We start from the raw sequence: 16,233 nt of genomic DNA on the forward strand, positions 1-16,233 counted from the left end.
TTCGCGTTTCCCGGTCTGCTTCGCGTTTCCCGGTCCGCGGACACGCCCTGGGCAGGGCCTAAGGCCGCCGCCCGTGGGTGTCGGCCAGTTCGAGCGCGTGCTTGAGCACCTCGCACGCCTGAATGTGATTGCCCGATTCCTGGAGCAGATCGGCGAGACGGCGGCAGACCAGCAGCGCGTCGGGACCGTAGAACTTGTGCACCTGCTGAAACGCCTGCTCCAGCACCTCGATGGCCTCCCGGATCTGGCCGGTCTCGGCGAGCATCTCGGAGAGTTCGAGCTGAACGGCCAGCAGACTTCCCTCCCCGTCCGGAACCCGCTCCTGCAATGCCAGCCGGAGCACGGGGAGGGCGTCCCTGCTCCGGCCCGCGGCGCGCAGCATCCGGGCCAGTCCGAGTCCCGAGGCGACCATGGCGGCCCGCACATCGGTGGCGAGCACGGGCCCGGCGGGGATACGGCGGGCGGCCCGCGCCCTGTTCCTGGCCAGTGGCAACCGTCCGACACCGTTCTCCTGGGAGCGCTGCGGCAGTGGCCGGTTCTTGGCCCGCAGGCGCTCTTCCAGTACGCGGTGGAGCGTGTCCAGGTCGATCAGCTCGGGACCGTCCTCGATGCCCTGGCGCAGCACGCCGAGCATCTCGCCGGTGAAGGCGGTGTGCCGCTCCCCGTCGGGCGCCAGCGCGAGCCGGTCGCGAGGCGACGCGGTCAGGACGAAGGCTCCGTCGACGGCGGCCTGGGCGGCGAGGACATCGCTTCCGGCGGAGAGCGTACGGGCGGCCCGGCCGCTGAAGCAGCAGTCGAGGACCACGATCTTGCGCCGGGCGCGGGCGGAGCGCAGCGCGGCCCGGACATGCTGGTAGGCGACGGCGGTGTAGCCGGTGTTGTCACGGGAGCCGCCGAGCGCCAGATAGAGGTCGGCGGATTCGGAGTCCCGCATTCCGTGGCCCGCGTAGTAGACCAGCAGGGTGTCCGTGGCCTGGTCGCCCGCCCGGTGTACGGGATCGAGCATGGCGGTCGCGTTCTGCGGGTCGGCGACCACGGTGCAGTGCTCACGGGGCAGCCCCCACACCGTGGCGTCGCAGAGTTCGGCCGCGAGGTCCGTGACATTCGCCTGGACGGCGGGGAGCGCGGGCAGATGCCGGTAGGCGGCGGTGCCGATGAGGACGGCTCTGGACGCCGCCGGGTCGGGCAGCCCCACCCGTCCCGCCAGCCCCACCGTCGAATCAGTCGGTGCCACCGTCGTCGCCGCTCTCCTCGGCCCGGTCGAGCAGCTCCACCGCGCGGCGGAGCGTCTCGGGATCGGCCGACGCCTCACGCGAGAGCTCGATCTCGGCGCCACCGCGGCGCAGGACGACCGCGGGGGCGGCGCGCCGCCGGGAGGTCTGCCACTGGAGTACGGACACGACGAGCGACGCCGTGGAGACAGCGGTGCCGACCGCGAGCTGCAGCAGGTCGAATGCGGCGCCCATGTGCCCGGAGCCCAGCGGCTCGTCGCCCCCGACCGCTCCTCGTACGGCGCGGTCGAGGCTCTCGTCCTCGGTCAGCCACCGCAGCAGCGACCGCAGTTCGTCCTCCCGGTCCTCCTCCTCGGCCGGTCCAGCGGCGAACCGGACCTGGTACTCAGGCATGCTCCCCGTCCCTCCCCTGATCGATATGCGTCCGATCGATACGTGTCCGGCCGATACGCGTCCGACCGTCTCGCGTGTGATCGTCTTGTGTGTGATCGATATGCGTGTGGACGCGCGAGAACAGTTCGAGCGCCTCGCCGCCCGCCCCGAGCCTGGCCAGACATACCGCCTGCCAGTACTGGCCGGCCAGGGTCGTCGGATGGCCGGGACCGAGGGACGACAGGCAGACCTGGGTGATGGCCGAGAGCATCTGCACCGCCTCCTGGAGCTCGCCGCGCTGCACGAGCGTCACCGCTTCCCGCAGCCGGGAGGCCGCGTTCCGCGGGGTCATGCTGCTGAGCACCATCCAGCGGGTGGTGTTGCTGAGCGTCAGGGGACGAAACGGGTCGCGCTCCACCCCGCGCGGTGCCGGCACGGCGGAGGCCGCGTCCCAGTCGTACTCGGGCTCCCCCGCCGCCGCGTCGCCGAAAGCCGGATCGTCGAAGACCTGTTGCAGGGCGGTGTCCCGGACCTGTCCGGCGACCAGCTCGCGCAGCGCGGACCGTCCGTCGCCCACCAGTGGGGCGAGCGACGCCTCGACCTCGGCGGCGGTTCGCGGTCTGACGGCCGGGTCCTGGGAGCAGAGCAGATCCACCAGGGCTCTGAGCTTCTCCGGATACGGCAGATCGTCCCGATGGCGCAGCTTGGGCACGCCCGCGCCGACCGCGCGCTCCACTATGGCGCCGACCTCGACGGCGTCGTGGAACGGCACCTGTCCGGTCATCATCAGATAGAGGCAGGCGCCGAGACCGTACAGATCGGCCGTCGGTCCCGGCCGCGCGCCGCGGATGATCTCCGGGGCCATGAACTGCGGGGTGCCGACCATCGCCGTGAGTTTCGTGAGCGCCGACTCCCCGACCAGCCGGGCGAGACCGAAGTCGTGCAGGACGACGCGCCCGTCACCGGTGACGCCCACGTTCGTGGGCTTGACGTCGCGGTGCAGCACCCCGGCCTCGTGGGCCGCGCCCAGCGCGTGGGCCATGCCGAGCGCCACGCCGCACGCCACCTCGGACGGCAGCGGGCCGTGGCCCGAGACGAGCCGGGCCAGGTCGAGACCGTCGAGCAGTTGCATCACGAGGAAGGGGGCGCCCTCGTGGACGCCCTCGTCGTAGAGCGTCACCACCCCGGGGTGGTCGATCCGTGCGAGGGCGCGGGCCTCCCTGAGAAACCGCGAGAGTAACTCGTCGTCCCTGGACAGCCCGCCGAGCGACGACAGGACCTTGACGGCCACGCGCCGGCCGAGCCGCGTGTCCTCCGCCTCATGGACCACGCCCACGCCGCCCCGGCCGAGCAGCCGGACCTTCTGGTAGCGCCCCGCGATCAGATCCTCGCCGGCCATCTCGTCCCCCGGGTCGTCTTCGGTCAGGTCTCGGTCAGGGCCTGCGCGCCGAGGTGACCCGGTAGACGTCGTAGACGCCCTCCACGCCCCGCACCGCCTTCAGTACGTGTCCCAAGTGCTTCGGGTCGCCCATCTCGAAGGTGAAACGGGACGTGGCGACCCGGTCGCGGGAGGTCTGGACGGCCGCGGACAGGATGTTCACATGCTGGTCGGACAGGACGCGCGTGACGTCCGACAGCAGCCGAGAGCGGTCCAGCGCCTCGACCTGGATGGCGACCAGGAAGACCGACGACTGGGTCGGGGCCCACTCGACTTCGAGGATCCGTTCGGGTTGCTGGGAGAGCGAGTCGACGTTGACGCAGTCGGCGCGGTGCACCGAGACGCCGCTGCCGCGCGTGACGAAGCCGATGATCGGGTCGCCCGGGACCGGCGTACAGCAGCGGGCGAGTTTGACCCAGACGTCCTCGACGCCCTTGACGACCACGCCGGGGTCGGCGTTGGCACGGCGTTTGCTGCGGCCACGCGAGGGCGGGGCGCTCTCGGCGATGTCCTCGTTGGCGGCCTCCTCGCCGCCGAGGGCCTGCACCAGCTTCTGCACGACGCCCTGCGCGGCCACATGGCCCTCGCCGATCGCCGCGTACAGGGACGAGATGTCGGGGTAGCGCATCTCGTGCGCGAGCGTGACCAGCGAGTCGCCGGTGAGGATGCGCTGGATCGGCAGGTTCTGCTTGCGCATGGCGCGCGCGATGGCGTCCTTGCCCTGCTCGATCGCCTCGTCGCGGCGCTCCTTGGAGAACCACGCGCGGATCTTGTTCCTGGCCCGCGGCGATTTGACGAAGCCCAGCCAGTCGCGCGAGGGGCCCGCGCCGGACGCCTTGGAGGTGAAGACCTCCACCAGATCGCCGTTGTCCAGCGTCGATTCGAGCGGTACGAGCCGCCCGTTGACCCGGGCTCCTATGGTCCGGTGGCCGACCTCGGTGTGCACCGCGTACGCGAAGTCGACGGGGGTGGCACCGGCGGGCAGCGCTATGACATCGCCCTTGGGCGTGAAGACGAAGACCTCGTTGCGGGACAGGTCGAAGCGGAGCGACTCCAGGAACTCGCTGGGGTCCTCGGTCTCCTTCTGCCAGTCCAGCAGCTGGCGCAGCCACGCCATGTCGTTGACGGTGTCCTGGCCGGCGCCCTTGCCCGCGTTCCTGGGCACGTCCGTGCGCACCTTGGAGGCGCCCGCGACGGCCTCCTGCTTGTACTTCCAGTGCGCGGCGATGCCGTACTCGGCGCGGCGGTGCATGTCGAACGTACGGATCTGGAGCTCGACGGGCTTGCCGTTGGGTCCGATGACCGTCGTGTGCAGCGACTGGTACATGTTGAACTTGGGCATCGCGATGTAGTCCTTGAACCGGCCGGGGACCGGATTCCACCGCGCGTGCACGGTGCCGAGCGCCGCATAGCAGTCGCGGACGGTGTCGACGAGGACGCGAATGCCCACCAGGTCGTAGATCTCCGCGAAGTCCCGGCCGCGGACGATCATCTTCTGGTAGACGCTGTAGTAGTGCTTCGGCCGGCCGGTGACGGTGGCCTTGATCCGGGCGGCGCGCAGATCCGACTGGACCTCGTCGGTCACTATGGCCAGATACTCGTCCCGCTTGGGGGCACGCTCCGCGACGAGCCGGACGATCTCGTCGTACATCTTCGGGTAGAGGATCGCGAAGGCGAGGTCCTCCAGCTCCCACTTGATGGTGTTCATGCCCAGCCGGTGGGCCAGGGGCGCGTAGATCTCCAGCGTCTCGCGGGCTTTCTTCTCCTGCTTCTCCCGCTTGAGATAGCGCATGGTGCGCATGTTGTGCAGCCGGTCGGCGAGCTTGATGACCAGGACCCGCGGGTCCTTGGCCATGGCGACGACCATCTTGCGTACGGTCTCGGCCTGCGCCGCCTCACCGAACTTGACCTTGTCCAGCTTGGTGACGCCGTCGACGAGCAGCGCGACCTGGTCGCCGAAGTCGCGGCGCAGGGTGTCGAGCCCGTACTCGGTGTCCTCGACGGTGTCGTGCAGCAGACCCGCCATCAGAGTGGCCGGGTCCATGCCCAGCTCCGCGAGGATCGTCGTCACCGCGAGGGGATGGGTGATGTACGGGTCGCCGCTCTTGCGCTTCTGACCGCGGTGCCAGCGCTCGGCGACCTGGTAGGCGCTCTCGATCTGGCGGAGCGTGGCGGTCTCGATCTTCGGATCGTTGCCCCGCACGGTCCGCAGGAGAGGTTCGAGCACGGGGTTGTACGGCGACGAGCGCTGCACCCCGAGCCGGGCGAGCCGGGCCCGTACGCGGTTGGAGGAGCCACCGGAGCGCGGCGCGGCCGTGGGGCCCGGCTTGGGGGCGGTGACGGGCGTGGAGGGGCGCTCCGGGGGCGCGGGGGGCACGGGCGCCGGACGCGCCTCCACGGGGCGCCCGTCCAAGGTCTCCGCGGACGTCCGGGCAGCCTTCTCCTCCGCCGCGACCGCGGCCTTGTGCCGCGACACGGCCGCTGCCGCCGCGGCCTGCTCGGCAGAGTGATCGGGCATCGCGGCGGCCAGTGGCTGGACCTCTTCTGGCAAGAGCGCTCCTCGTGCGGATCCAGGTCCCCCGGACAGGCCCGGAGGTTCCATGGTATCGACCTCCGGCGTCCCTCTCGCCCCAGGACCCAGGACCCCACAAAACGACGGACAGGCACCCGGTTGTTCCCGGGTGCCCGTCCGTATGCCTCACAGGGCCGCTCAGAGCGTGATCAGAGCCTCCAGCGGGGCCCCGCGCAGGGCGGGCTCCAGCCGGGCCCGGCCGCCCAGGAAACCCAGCTCCATCAGGACCGCGACGCCCACCACCTCGGCGCCGGCCCGCCGGACCAGCTCCAGCGAGGCCTCGGCCGTACCGCCGGTGGCCAGCACGTCGTCGATGACGAGAACCCGGTCGTCCTGGTCCAAGTCCTCCGCGTGGACCTCGATCTCCGCGGAGCCGTACTCCAGCTCGTACGCCTGCGACAGCGTCGCGCCGGGGAGCTTGCCCGCCTTGCGCACGGGGATGAAGCCCACGCCCGCCCTGACCGCCACGGGGGCCGCCAGGATGAAGCCACGGGCCTCCAGGCCCACGATCTTCGTCGCGCCGTGCTTCGCGCACAGCTCCGCGAGCGCGTCCGTCAGCGCCGTGAAGGCCTTCGGGTCGGCCAGCAGCGGCGTGATGTCCTTGAAGACCACGCCCGGCTTGGGGTAGTCCGCGACATCACGGATGCGGCTGAGCAGCAGCTCCCGCGTGCTGGTGTCGGTCACCGACGCCTCCCCGAGCCCGACGGGCGCCCTCGCCCGCCCCGGGCGCGCGGGCCGGCCACAGCGGCCGCCGGCGCTCCTGGAACCACGTCCTCCGGACCGTCCTCGACGGCGTCGTCGCCGTCCGAGGGGCCGTCGGCCTGCTCCCCCTTGGCGGCAGCGACGGCCCGCTTGGCGAGCACCCGCTTCTTCAGCGCCTTGATCTGCGGGTCGCGTTCCTTCAGGTCGGCGACGAGCGGCGTGGCGATGAAGATCGAGGAGTACGCGCCGGCGGCGAGGCCGACGAAGAGCGAGAGCGAGATGTCGTTCAGCATGCCGGCGCCGAGGAAACCGCCGCCGATGAAGAGCAGACCGGCCACCGGCAGCAGCGCGACCACGGTGGTGTTGATGGAACGCACCAGCGTGCCGTTGATCGAGCGGTTGGCGACCTCGCTGTAGGTCCAGCGGGTCTGCTTGGTGATGCCCTTCGAACCCTCCTTGAGACTGTCGAAGACGACGACGGTGTCGTAGAGGGAGTAACCGAGGATGGTGAGCAGACCGATCACCGTACCCGGGGTGACCTCGAAGCCGACCAGTGCGTACACACCGACGGTGATGGTGAGGTCATGGATCAGGGCGACCAGTGCCGCGACCGCCATACGCCATTCGAAGGCGATCGCCAGATAGATCACCACCAGGACCATGAAGATCCCCAGGCCCATCCATGCCTTGTTGGCGATGGTCGCGCCCCAGCTCGGACCGACGAGTTCGGCGTTGATCTTCGCCTCGTCGACGTTCAGGTCCTTGGCGAGCTGTGTCCGCACGCCGTCGGCCTGCTTGGTGTCCAGTTCGGTGACCTGGATCCGCATGCCGCCGTTGCCGAGCTTCTGGACGATCGCGTCGTGGCCGGAGGCCTCTTCGGTGTCCGTCCGGGCCTGGGTCACGGAGACGCTCGTGCTCGGGATGGTGAAGACGGCACCACCCTTGAACTCGATGCCCATGTTGAGGCCGCGCACCGCCACGCCCGCGATGGCCGTGATGGTGATCAGGATCGAGAGCGCGTACCAGAACTTGCGCTTCCCGATGAAGTCGTAGCCGACTTCGCCGCGGTAGAGCCGGGCGCCGAGTGCGCCAAGTCGCGACATCTCACGCCTCCTTCGGGTCGGTGGGAGCGCTGACACGGCGGGAGCGGCGCAGCGGGGGCTTGGCGCCGAGCCGCTTCGGGTCCAGTCCGGACCAGGGATGACCGCTGGCGAAGAACTTCGTACGGGCCAGGAGCGTCATCACCGGCTTGGTGAAGAAGAACACCACGACCACGTCGAGGAGCGTGGTCAGTCCGAGGGTGAACGCGAAGCCCTGGACCTTGCCGACCGTGACGAGGAACAGCACGGCGGCGGCGAGGAACGACACGAAGTCGGAGACGAGGATCGTGCGCCGGGCGCGGGGCCACGCGCGTTCGACGGCGGGCCGGAGCGTGCGGCCCTCGCGGATCTCGTCGCGGATGCGCTCGAAGTAGACGATGAACGAGTCCGCGGTGATACCGATGGCGACGATCGCGCCGCACACGGCGGGCAGGTTCAGCGCGAAGCCGATACCCGGGCCGAGCAGCGACATGATCGTGTACGTCATGATGCCGGACGCGCCGAGGCTGAGGATCGCGATGCCCGCGAGGCCGCGGTAGTAGGCCACCAGGTAGATGACCACCAGGGCGAGGCCGATCGCACCGGCGATCAGGCCCGCCTGGAGCTGCTCACCGCCGAGCGCGGCGGTGACCGTCGTGACGCTCTGCTCCTGGAAGGAGAGCGGCAGCGCGCCGTAGGACAGGATGTTGGCCAGGTCCTGGGCGGACTGCTGGGTGAAGCTGCCGGAGATCTCGGCGCTGCCGCCGAGCGTCTGGCTCACCGAGGGCGCCGAGACGACATTGCCGTCGAGCACGATGGCGAACTGGTTCATCGGCGGCTGCTGCTGGGAGAGCTTGCCGGTGATGGACTGGAACTTCTTCGTGCCACCGCTGCTGAAGTCCATCGTGACGATCCACATGCCACGCTGCGGGTCGAGAACGCCCTTGGCGTCGTCGACGTCCGTGCCCTCCAGCTCGGCGGGGCCGAGGATGTACTTCTCCCACTCACCGGCGGAGTTCGTGCCGCAGGCCACGATCGTGTCCTTGGGCGTGGTCTCCTGGTTGGCCTTGGTGCGCGAGGCCTGGTCGGTGCAGTCCAGGTCCGTGAACTTCTTCTCCAGCGCGGCCGTGGCCGGGTCGGCGGAGGGCGTGGCGGAGGGGGCGGGGCTCTCCGAGGCGCCGGGCTTGTCCGAGGAGGACGCGCCCGGGGAGGGCGTCACGTCCTTCTTCAGGCCGTCGGTGACAGCACGGCCCTGAGTGGTGGAGCTCGACGAGGGCGACGCGGACGTGTCGGCGTTACCGGCCGACTGCTCGCTCGACGGGGTACCCGCGGAGGAGGAAGGGGAGCCACTCGGAGAACCGCTGGGGGAACCGCTCGGGGAGCCGCTGGTGGAGGGCTGCGGAGCGGCCGGGCCGCCCGCGGCGACCGTCAGTACCGGCCGGAAGTACAGCTGGGCCGTGGTGCCGACCTGATCACGGGCCTGCTTCTCGTTCGTCCCCTTGGGGATGTTGACGATGATGTTGCTGCTGCCCTGCGTCTGAACCTCGGCCTCCGAGACGCCAAGACCGTTGACACGCCGCTCGATGATGCTGACGGCGGTGTCCATGTTGGTCTTGTTGATCGCGTTTGGCTTGCCCGGCGTGTTCTTCGCCTGGAGCGTGATGCTCGTGCCGCCGGCGAGGTCGATTCCCAGGCGTGGCGTGACATGACCGGACCAGAACATACCGCCCGTGAGGGCGACCATGGCAATCAGAAACAGGGCCAGGGTGCGCCCTGGCCTGCCTGGGGACCCCGCTTGCCTGCGGCCCTTATTAGGTGCTGCCACCTTCTCGTTTCTCCCTGTCCAACCGCCCCACGCCGGGTGTGCGCCGGAGCGGCCACGAAGTGTTGTGGGGACCTGCCCCCGCAGTATTCCAGCGCGACCGTACGCCGCGACGGGCCGCGGAGCGGCCCGTCGGTACGGTCGGGACTACTTCGCGCCGGCCTCGCCGTCGGCCTTGCCGTCCTTGGGCTCGGCGTCGTCGGCCTCGGGCTTCTTGCCCAGGTCGATCTTGGCGTCGTCCGGGGTGCTGTCCGTCTCGGTCAGCGAGGAGGCGTCGTCCGGGACGACCGGAGCGTCGAGATCGCTCTTGAGGTCGCCCTCGCCGTGCACGATGCGGTTGTACTCGTCGTCGTCCAGGACGGCGCCGATGGCGTTCTTGGCGTAGACGGCGTGGACGCCGGGAGCGACCTCCAGAAGAACCATGTCGTCGTGCACCTCCTTGACGGTGGCGTACATGCCCCCGATGGTGCGGATGCCGGTGCCGGGCTGCATTTCGTCGCGCATCTGCGCAGCTGCCTGCTGCTTCTTCTTGGCAGACCGGGTCATCAGGAACATGGCCCCGATGAGCACGATGAAGGGGAGGAGGGTCACGAGACTCACGGGAGGGAACTTCCTTCGCACGACCGCGCTGTCGAACGGCCTGGTATACGGGGGTGGGCACGCCGACCCGGAAGGGCGGCATCGGCGGAGTCTAAGCGAGTCCGCTTCGTTGGAACAACGCCCAGCATCGCACCGGGGTTCCTGACCCGGCGAGTGTCATCGCCCTCACGCCCCGAACAGACCCTGCTGTCCACTCGCGCCGGGGGCCTGCTGCGGGGGTGCGAGCCCCAGGTGGGCCCAGGCGGCGGGGGTCGCGACCCGGCCGCGCGGAGTGCGGGCGAGCAGTCCCTCCCGTACGAGAAAGGGCTCCGCGACTTCCTCCACCGTCTCACGCTCCTCCCCCACGGCCACCGCCAGGGTCGACAGACCGACGGGGCCGCCGCCGAAGAGCTTGAGCAGGGCCTTCAGTACGGCGCGGTCGAGCCGGTCCAGCCCGCGGGCGTCGACCTCGTAGACCCCAAGGGCCACGGCCGCCACCTCGCGGTTGATGACGCCGTCCGCCTTGACCTGCGCGTAGTCGCGTACGCGCCGCAGCAGTCGGTTGGCGATACGGGGCGTGCCCCGGGAGCGTCCCGCGATCTCCGCCGCGCCCTCGGTGTCGATCTCCAGGTCGAGGAGGTGGGCGGAGCGGTGGATCACACGCTCCAGCTCGGCGCTCTCGTAGAACTCCATATGGCCCGTGAAACCGAAGCGGTCGCGCAGCGGGGGCGGCAGCAGCCCGGCCCGGGTAGTGGCGCCCACCAGGGTGAACGGCGGCAGCTCCAGCGGGATGGCGGTGGCGCCCGGGCCCTTGCCGACGATGACGTCGACCCGGAAGTCCTCCATCGCCATGTAGAGCATTTCCTCGGCGGGCCGGGACATCCGGTGGATCTCGTCCAGGAAGAGGACCTCACCCTCCTGGAGGGAGGAGAGGATCGCCGCGAGATCGCCGGCGTGCTGGATGGCGGGGCCCGAGGTGATCCGGATCGGGGCGTTCATCTCCGCCGCGATGATCATGGAGAGGGTGGTCTTGCCCAGTCCCGGAGCGCCCGAGAGCAGTACGTGGTCGGCGGTCGCGCCACGCGCCAGGGCCGCTTTCAGCACCAGGTCGAGCTGCTCGCGGACCCGCTCCTGCCCGACGAACTCACCCAGCGACTTGGGCCGCAGCGCCGCTTCGACGGCCTGGTCCTCGCCGTCGGCGGACGAGCCGACGAGCCGCTCGGCCATGTCGTCCGGCGGCGTACCGCCGCTGATGTCGTCCCAGTTCACTCTGTTTCACCTCGGGAAAGGGGCGCGTCGCTCGACGGCGCCTTGAAGTACGGCACGGAGGGGCGGCCGGCGCCGGCTCAACGCGTTCTGTTCAGGCTCTGGAGCGCGGCCCGCAGCAGCCGCGGCACGGGAGGCTGCGCCCCCTCGGCGAGCGCCGCCTCGGCCTGCGGGGTGACCAGCGCCACCGCGTCGTCGGCCTCGCGGGTGGCATAGCCGAGACCGATCAGGGCGGCGTGCAGCTGGTCGCTCCAGGAGGCGGAGACGGCGGAGCCGACGCCCTGCCGACCAGCCGCGCCGAGCGGCTCGCCGAGCCGGTCCTTCAGTTCGAGCAGCAGCTTCTGGGCGCCCCTCTTGCCGATGCCGGGGACCGCGGTCAGCGCCTTCTCGTCGCCCGTGGAGACGGCGAGACGCAGCGCGTCCGGGCTGTGCACGGCGAGCATGGCCTGAGCCAGCCTCGGACCCACCCCGCTGGCGGTCTGCAACAGCTCGAAGACCTGGCGTTCGTCGTCGTCCGCGAAGCCGTACAGGGTCAGGGAGTCCTCCCGCACGACCAGGGAGGTGGCGAGCCTCGCGTCCTGTCCGACGCGCAGCCCGGCGAGCGTGCCGGGCGTGCACTGGACGGCCATGCCGACACCGCCGACCTCCATCACCGCTGTGGTCGGGGCGAGGGCGGCGACCGGGCCGCTGACGAAGGCGATCATCGCGTGACCTTCCGTACGGATGCGGTGGCGGGAATACGGGAGGGACGGACCGCCGCCTGCGCCTGCTGGAGGCGGCTCAGCGCGGGGGCACGCCAGATATGGCAGATGGCGAGCGCGAGGGCGTCGGCGGCGTCGGCCGGCTTCGGCGGGGCGTCGAGGCGCAGCAGCCGGGTCACCATCGCGCCGACCTGGGCTTTGTCCGCCCGGCCGCTGCCGGTGATGGCCGCCTTGACCTCGCTGGGGGTGTGCAGGGCCACCGGGATGCCACGGCGCGCGGCGCAGAGCATGGCGACCGCGCTGGCCTGCGCGGTGCCCATGACTGTACGCACATTGTGCTGGGCGAACACCCGCTCCACCGCGACGAGTTCGGGCCGGTGCTCGTCCAGCCAGGCATCGATGCCCTGCTCGATGGCGACCAGCCGTTGGCCGGTCTCGGCGTCCGCGGACGTACGGACCACGCCGACGCCGCGCATGGCCAGCGGACGGCCCGCGACGCCCTCGACGACGCCCACACCGCACCGGGTCAGCCCGGGATCAACTCCCAGAACCCGCATGGCGCCCCCTCCCTCGGTCAAATGTTCCAGCTGATCAGCACAGTATCGGTCGCCACTGACAACGCGACGGGCCGACGGGAGGGTGTGTCCCGTCGGCCCGTCAGATGAAGCCGTGTCAGCCGTGACCGTCAGGCGTCGACCTTCTCCATCACATCGTCCGAGACGTCGAAGTTGGCGAAGACGTTCTGCACGTCGTCGCTGTCCTCAAGGGCGTCGATCAGCTTGAAGATCTTGCGCGCGCCCTCCTCGTCCAGCTCGACCTGCATGGTCGGGACGAAGTTGGCGTCGGCGGAGTCGTAGTCGATACCCGCCTCCTGGAGCGCGGTGCGGACCGCGACCAGGTCGGTCGCCTCGCTGAGCACCTCGAAGGACTCACCGAGGTCATTGACCTCCTCGGCGCCCGCGTCGAGCACCGCGCCCAGCACGTCGTCCTCGCCCAGCTCGCCCTTGGGGACGATCACGACGCCCTTGCGGTTGAAGAGATACGAGACGGAGCCCGGGTCGGCCATCGACCCACCGTTACGGGTCATGGCGACACGGACGTCGGAGGCGGCGCGGTTGCGGTTGTCGGTCAGGCACTCGATGAGCACCGCGACACCGTTCGGACCGTACCCCTCGTACATGATCGTCTCGTAGTCGGCGCCACCGGCCTCCAGGCCGGCGCCGCGCTTGACGGCCGAGTCGATGTTCTTGTTCGGTACCGAGCTCTTCTTCGCCTTCTGGATGGCGTCGAAGAGGGTCGGGTTGCCGTCGACATCGGCACCGCCGGTGCGGGCCGCGACCTCGATGTTCTTGATCAGCTTCGCGAAGAGCTTGCCGCGCTTGGCATCGATCACGGCCTTCTTGTGCTTCGTCGTAGCCCATTTAGAGTGGCCGGACATCTGCCTGTCTCCTTCGCGTAACCAATCCTGCTCCGTTCGGCAGCGATCCTACCGGGATCCGGTCACCGTGCGGAGCGCACCAGGTCGGTGAAGAACCGGTGCAGCCTGTGGTCGCCCGTCAGCTCCGGATGGAACGAGGTCGCGAGGGCGTTGCCCTGCCGCACGGCGACGACATGGCCCCCGTACTCCGCGAGCACCCGCACCTCGGCGCCGACCGACTCGACCCAGGGGGCCCGGATGAAGACGCCCTCCACGGGGCCGCCGTCGACACCGCTGACCTCGACCGCCGCCTCGAAGGACTCGTTCTGCCGGCCGAAGGCGTTCCGGCGGACGATCATGTCTATCCCGCCGACCGTCTCCTGGCCGGAGCGCGGATCGAGGATCTTGTCGGCGAGCATGATCATCCCGGCGCAGGTGCCGTAGACCGGCATCCCGGCCCGTACACGCTCCCGCAGCGGCTCCAGCATGCCGAAGAGCACGGCCAGCTTGGACATCGTGGTGGACTCCCCGCCCGGGATCACCAGCCCCTCGACCCCGTCGAGCTCCGCCGGGCGCCTGACGGTCCTGGCCTCGGCTCCCGCCGTCGCCAGAGCCGTCAGATGTTCCCGGACATCGCCCTGGAGCGCCAGGACGCCGATCACAGGGGTGCTCATCGCCGGTTACCAGCCACGGTTCGCGTAGCGCTCGGCCTCGGGCAGGGTGTCGCAGTTGATGCCGACCATGGCCTCGCCCAGATCACGGGACGCCTCCGCGATGACCTTGGGGTCGTCGTAGAAGGTGGTGGCCTTCACGATCGCCGCGGCGCGCTTGGCCGGGTCACCGGACTTGAAGATGCCGGATCCGACGAAGACGCCCTCGGCACCGAGCTGGCGCATCAGCGCGGCGTCGGCGGGGGTGGCGACACCGCCCGCGGAGAACAGCACCACCGGCAGCTTGCCGAGCTCCGCGACCTCCTTGACGATCTCGTACGGCGCGCGCAGCTCCTTGGCGGCGGCGTACAGCTCATTGCTGTCGAACCCGCGCAGCCTGGCGATCTCGTTCTTGATCTGCCGCAGGTGCCTGACGGCCTCCACGACATTGCCGGTGCCCGCCTCGCCCTTGGAGCGGATCATCGCCGCGCCCTCGCCGATCCGGCGCAGCGCCTCCCCCAGGTTGGTGGCACCACAGACGAAGGGCGTGGTGAACGCCCACTTGTCGGAGTGGTTGACCTCGTCGGCCGGGGTCAGCACCTCGGACTCGTCGATGTAGTCCACGCCGAGCGACTGCAGGACCTGGGCCTCCACGAAGTGACCGATCCGGGACTTGGCCATCACCGGGATCGAGACCGCCTCGATGATGCCCTCGATCATGTCCGGGTCGGACATCCGGGCGACGCCGCCGTCCTTACGGATATCGGCGGGCACCCGCTCCAGCGCCATCACAGCGACCGCGCCGGCGTCCTCGGCGATCTTCGCCTGCTCCGGCGTGACGACGTCCATGATCACACCCCCCTTGAGCTGCTCGGCCATGCCGCGCTTCACGCGCGCGGTGCCGGTCTCGGGGGACTGGGGAACGGTGGGAAGCGTGGTGGACACGGAGCGACCTCACTGGCTGAAAACGATGGGCAAGTGCATCCCAAGAGAACGCCCGGGAACCAGTCCACAGCAAGGGCCAATGAGGAGGCGGTGGCTCGTTTCGCGTGCTCAGGAACCCGGCCGGTCGGCCAGCGCGACCGGCGGCTCGTCGTCCATCTCGAACGCGAGCGGAAACGGCGCGTGGCCGGCGAGCCGGAACCAGCGGACCTTACGGTGCCGCCGCAAGGCGCGGGCCGCGCGTACGGAGTCGTTGTGGAACCGCCGCGCCATGGGTACGCGCCGCACCGCGGCGGCGAGCTCCCCGGCGGCGTCCTCACCCCCGGGGGCGGCCCGCACCGCCTCCACCTGCGCGGCCTCCCCGAAGACGGCTCGCAGCGCCTGGCTCAACTCGCTCTCCGCGACTTCCCGTTGCTCCTCCTCGGCCTGCCGGGCGGCGTGCGCGGCCTGATACAGGACGATCGACGCGGCGGGATCGAGCACGCCGGAAGAGGCCAGCTCCTGAGTGACCGAGGCGCGCCGCAGCAACTGGGCGTCGAGGGCGGCGCGGGCGGCGTCGATGCGGGCGTGCAGGCGGTCGAGGCGGCCGGCGGTCCAGCTGAGGTAGAGGCCGATCGCGACGACGGCGACGACGATCCAGATAAGGGTCTCGATCACGGCGCCACGGTATCGCCTCCCGGCGGGGGGTCGTGGTGCGGTTTCGCCGTCCGACGGGGGGGTTCGCCGTCCGACGGGGGGGGTTCGCCGTCCGACGGGGGGGGTTCGCCGTCCGACGGGGGGGTTCGCCGTCCGACGGGGGGGGTTCGCCGTCCGACGGGGGGGGTTCGCCATCCGACGGGGGGGTTCGCCATCCGACGGGGGGGTTCGCCATCCGACGGGGGGGTTCGCCATCCGACGGGGGGGTTCGCCATCCGACGGGGGGGGTTCGCCATCCGACGGGGGGGTTCGCCATCCGACGGGGGGGGTTCGCCATCCGACGGGGGGGGGTGGGGGTGCGGGTCTGGGTTGCGGTCGCGTCGTCATGGGCCGGGGCCCGGGGCCTCCGGAGGTCCGTGTCCGGACTGCGCTGCGATCGATACGCGACTCCGTCGCGTGGTCACCGCGCTCCGCGCGAGCTGCGACGCTTTACGTCCGGACACGCACCGCCTCCGACCCCGACCCCCTTCCCGCGGCGGTCGCCCACACCTGCCGTTCGGCTGGGGGGGTTGGGGTGAGTGCGGCCCGGTGGCCCCGGCCACTCGCCATCTCGGCGGGGGTGAGAGGGCCGATGCGGCCAGAGCCTGGCTACTCGCACGTCCTGGCGGAGCGATCGGGCTCGATACGGGAGGATGCCGCCGCCTCCCCCACCCGCCCCGCGCACGACCCCGTGGCTTGTGCGGGCGGTGAAGGGGGGCGCGCAGGGGTCGTGTCCGGGACACTAAAGCGTGATGTGTGGCGCGCGACCGCCCGTCTCTCAACGCT

The 16,233-nt window shown here is 70.6% G+C and carries 15 protein-coding genes; all 15 read right to left on the reverse strand.

Annotated features, from left to right (window positions below):
• Positions 1–58 precede the first annotated feature (58 nt).
• Positions 59–1,234 (reverse strand): caspase family protein, encoded by a 1,176-nt coding sequence (locus ACIRQP_RS15400; RefSeq protein WP_403889172.1) that lies wholly within the window; start codon positions 1,232–1,234, stop codon positions 59–61.
• Positions 1,221–1,625: a hypothetical protein gene (locus ACIRQP_RS15405; protein ID WP_403889175.1), complete on the reverse strand. Its 405-nt coding sequence runs from the start codon at positions 1,623–1,625 to the stop codon at positions 1,221–1,223. Before ACIRQP_RS15405 ends, ACIRQP_RS15400 begins: the two co-directional genes overlap by 14 nt.
• Positions 1,618–3,003, reverse strand: coding sequence for a serine/threonine-protein kinase (locus ACIRQP_RS15410; protein WP_403889178.1), 1,386 nt, complete (start codon positions 3,001–3,003; stop codon positions 1,618–1,620). Before ACIRQP_RS15410 ends, ACIRQP_RS15405 begins: the two co-directional genes overlap by 8 nt.
• A 34-nt stretch (positions 3,004–3,037) precedes the next feature.
• Positions 3,038–5,644, reverse strand: coding sequence for a RelA/SpoT family protein (locus ACIRQP_RS15415; RefSeq protein WP_403889181.1), 2,607 nt, complete (start codon positions 5,642–5,644; stop codon positions 3,038–3,040).
• A 108-nt stretch (positions 5,645–5,752) separates the two neighbouring features.
• Positions 5,753–6,298 (reverse strand): adenine phosphoribosyltransferase, encoded by a 546-nt coding sequence (locus ACIRQP_RS15420; RefSeq protein ID WP_030355477.1) that lies wholly within the window; start codon positions 6,296–6,298, stop codon positions 5,753–5,755.
• Positions 6,295–7,419: a protein translocase subunit SecF gene (secF, locus tag ACIRQP_RS15425; RefSeq protein ID WP_403889184.1), complete on the reverse strand. Its 1,125-nt coding sequence runs from the start codon at positions 7,417–7,419 to the stop codon at positions 6,295–6,297. The genes ACIRQP_RS15420 and secF overlap by 4 nt, the downstream gene beginning before the upstream one ends.
• Position 7,420: 1 nt before the next feature.
• Positions 7,421–9,220: a protein translocase subunit SecD gene (secD, locus tag ACIRQP_RS15430; protein ID WP_403889187.1), complete on the reverse strand. Its 1,800-nt coding sequence runs from the start codon at positions 9,218–9,220 to the stop codon at positions 7,421–7,423.
• Between the two features lie 144 nt (positions 9,221–9,364).
• Complete coding sequence (gene yajC, locus ACIRQP_RS15435) at positions 9,365–9,817, reverse strand: preprotein translocase subunit YajC (RefSeq protein ID WP_403889190.1); 453 nt, start codon at positions 9,815–9,817, stop codon at positions 9,365–9,367.
• A 165-nt stretch (positions 9,818–9,982) separates the two neighbouring features.
• Positions 9,983–11,065, reverse strand: a complete 1,083-nt coding sequence (ruvB, locus tag ACIRQP_RS15440; protein ID WP_403889193.1) for a Holliday junction branch migration DNA helicase RuvB — start codon at positions 11,063–11,065, stop codon at positions 9,983–9,985.
• Positions 11,066–11,142: 77 nt separating this feature from the next.
• Positions 11,143–11,766 (reverse strand): Holliday junction branch migration protein RuvA, encoded by a 624-nt coding sequence (gene ruvA, locus ACIRQP_RS15445; protein WP_403889196.1) that lies wholly within the window; start codon positions 11,764–11,766, stop codon positions 11,143–11,145.
• Positions 11,763–12,320, reverse strand: a complete 558-nt coding sequence (gene ruvC / locus ACIRQP_RS15450) for a crossover junction endodeoxyribonuclease RuvC (RefSeq protein WP_403889198.1) — start codon at positions 12,318–12,320, stop codon at positions 11,763–11,765. The genes ruvA and ruvC overlap by 4 nt, the downstream gene beginning before the upstream one ends.
• Positions 12,321–12,448: 128 nt before the next feature.
• The gene (locus ACIRQP_RS15455; RefSeq protein ID WP_249951051.1) at positions 12,449–13,201 is read right to left on the reverse strand and encodes a YebC/PmpR family DNA-binding transcriptional regulator; all 753 of its coding nucleotides are present in this window, start codon (positions 13,199–13,201) and stop codon (positions 12,449–12,451) included.
• A 62-nt stretch (positions 13,202–13,263) separates the two neighbouring features.
• Positions 13,264–13,854, reverse strand: coding sequence for a pyridoxal 5'-phosphate synthase glutaminase subunit PdxT (pdxT, locus tag ACIRQP_RS15460; protein WP_403889201.1), 591 nt, complete (start codon positions 13,852–13,854; stop codon positions 13,264–13,266).
• 6 nt (positions 13,855–13,860) lie between these two features.
• Complete coding sequence (gene pdxS, locus ACIRQP_RS15465; protein ID WP_403889204.1) at positions 13,861–14,775, reverse strand: pyridoxal 5'-phosphate synthase lyase subunit PdxS; 915 nt, start codon at positions 14,773–14,775, stop codon at positions 13,861–13,863.
• A 108-nt stretch (positions 14,776–14,883) separates the two neighbouring features.
• The gene (locus ACIRQP_RS15470) at positions 14,884–15,429 is read right to left on the reverse strand and encodes a hypothetical protein (RefSeq protein WP_403889207.1); all 546 of its coding nucleotides are present in this window, start codon (positions 15,427–15,429) and stop codon (positions 14,884–14,886) included.
• Between the last annotated feature and the right edge of the window lie 804 nt (positions 15,430–16,233).

The organism is Streptomyces sp. NPDC102274 (assembly GCF_044766385.1).
Lineage (GTDB): Bacteria > Actinomycetota > Actinomycetes > Streptomycetales > Streptomycetaceae > Streptomyces.

Excerpts from the sequence above, each read along its gene's own strand:
- ACIRQP_RS15405 (WP_403889175.1), bottom strand. The coding sequence starts at position 1,625 with ATGCCTGAGTACCAGGTCCGGTTCGCCGCTGGACCGGCCGAGGAGGAG.
- ACIRQP_RS15410 (WP_403889178.1), bottom strand. The coding sequence starts at position 3,003 with ATGGCCGGCGAGGATCTGATCGCGGGGCGCTACCAGAAGGTCCGGCTG.
- ACIRQP_RS15415 (WP_403889181.1), bottom strand. The coding sequence starts at position 5,644 with ATGGAACCTCCGGGCCTGTCCGGGGGACCTGGATCCGCACGAGGAGCG.
- secF (WP_403889184.1), bottom strand. The coding sequence starts at position 7,419 with ATGTCGCGACTTGGCGCACTCGGCGCCCGGCTCTACCGCGGCGAAGTC.
- ruvA (WP_403889196.1), bottom strand. The coding sequence starts at position 11,766 with ATGATCGCCTTCGTCAGCGGCCCGGTCGCCGCCCTCGCCCCGACCACA.
- ruvC (WP_403889198.1), bottom strand. The coding sequence starts at position 12,320 with ATGCGGGTTCTGGGAGTTGATCCCGGGCTGACCCGGTGCGGTGTGGGC.
- ACIRQP_RS15455 (WP_249951051.1), bottom strand. The coding sequence starts at position 13,201 with ATGTCCGGCCACTCTAAATGGGCTACGACGAAGCACAAGAAGGCCGTG.
- pdxT (WP_403889201.1), bottom strand. The coding sequence starts at position 13,854 with ATGAGCACCCCTGTGATCGGCGTCCTGGCGCTCCAGGGCGATGTCCGG.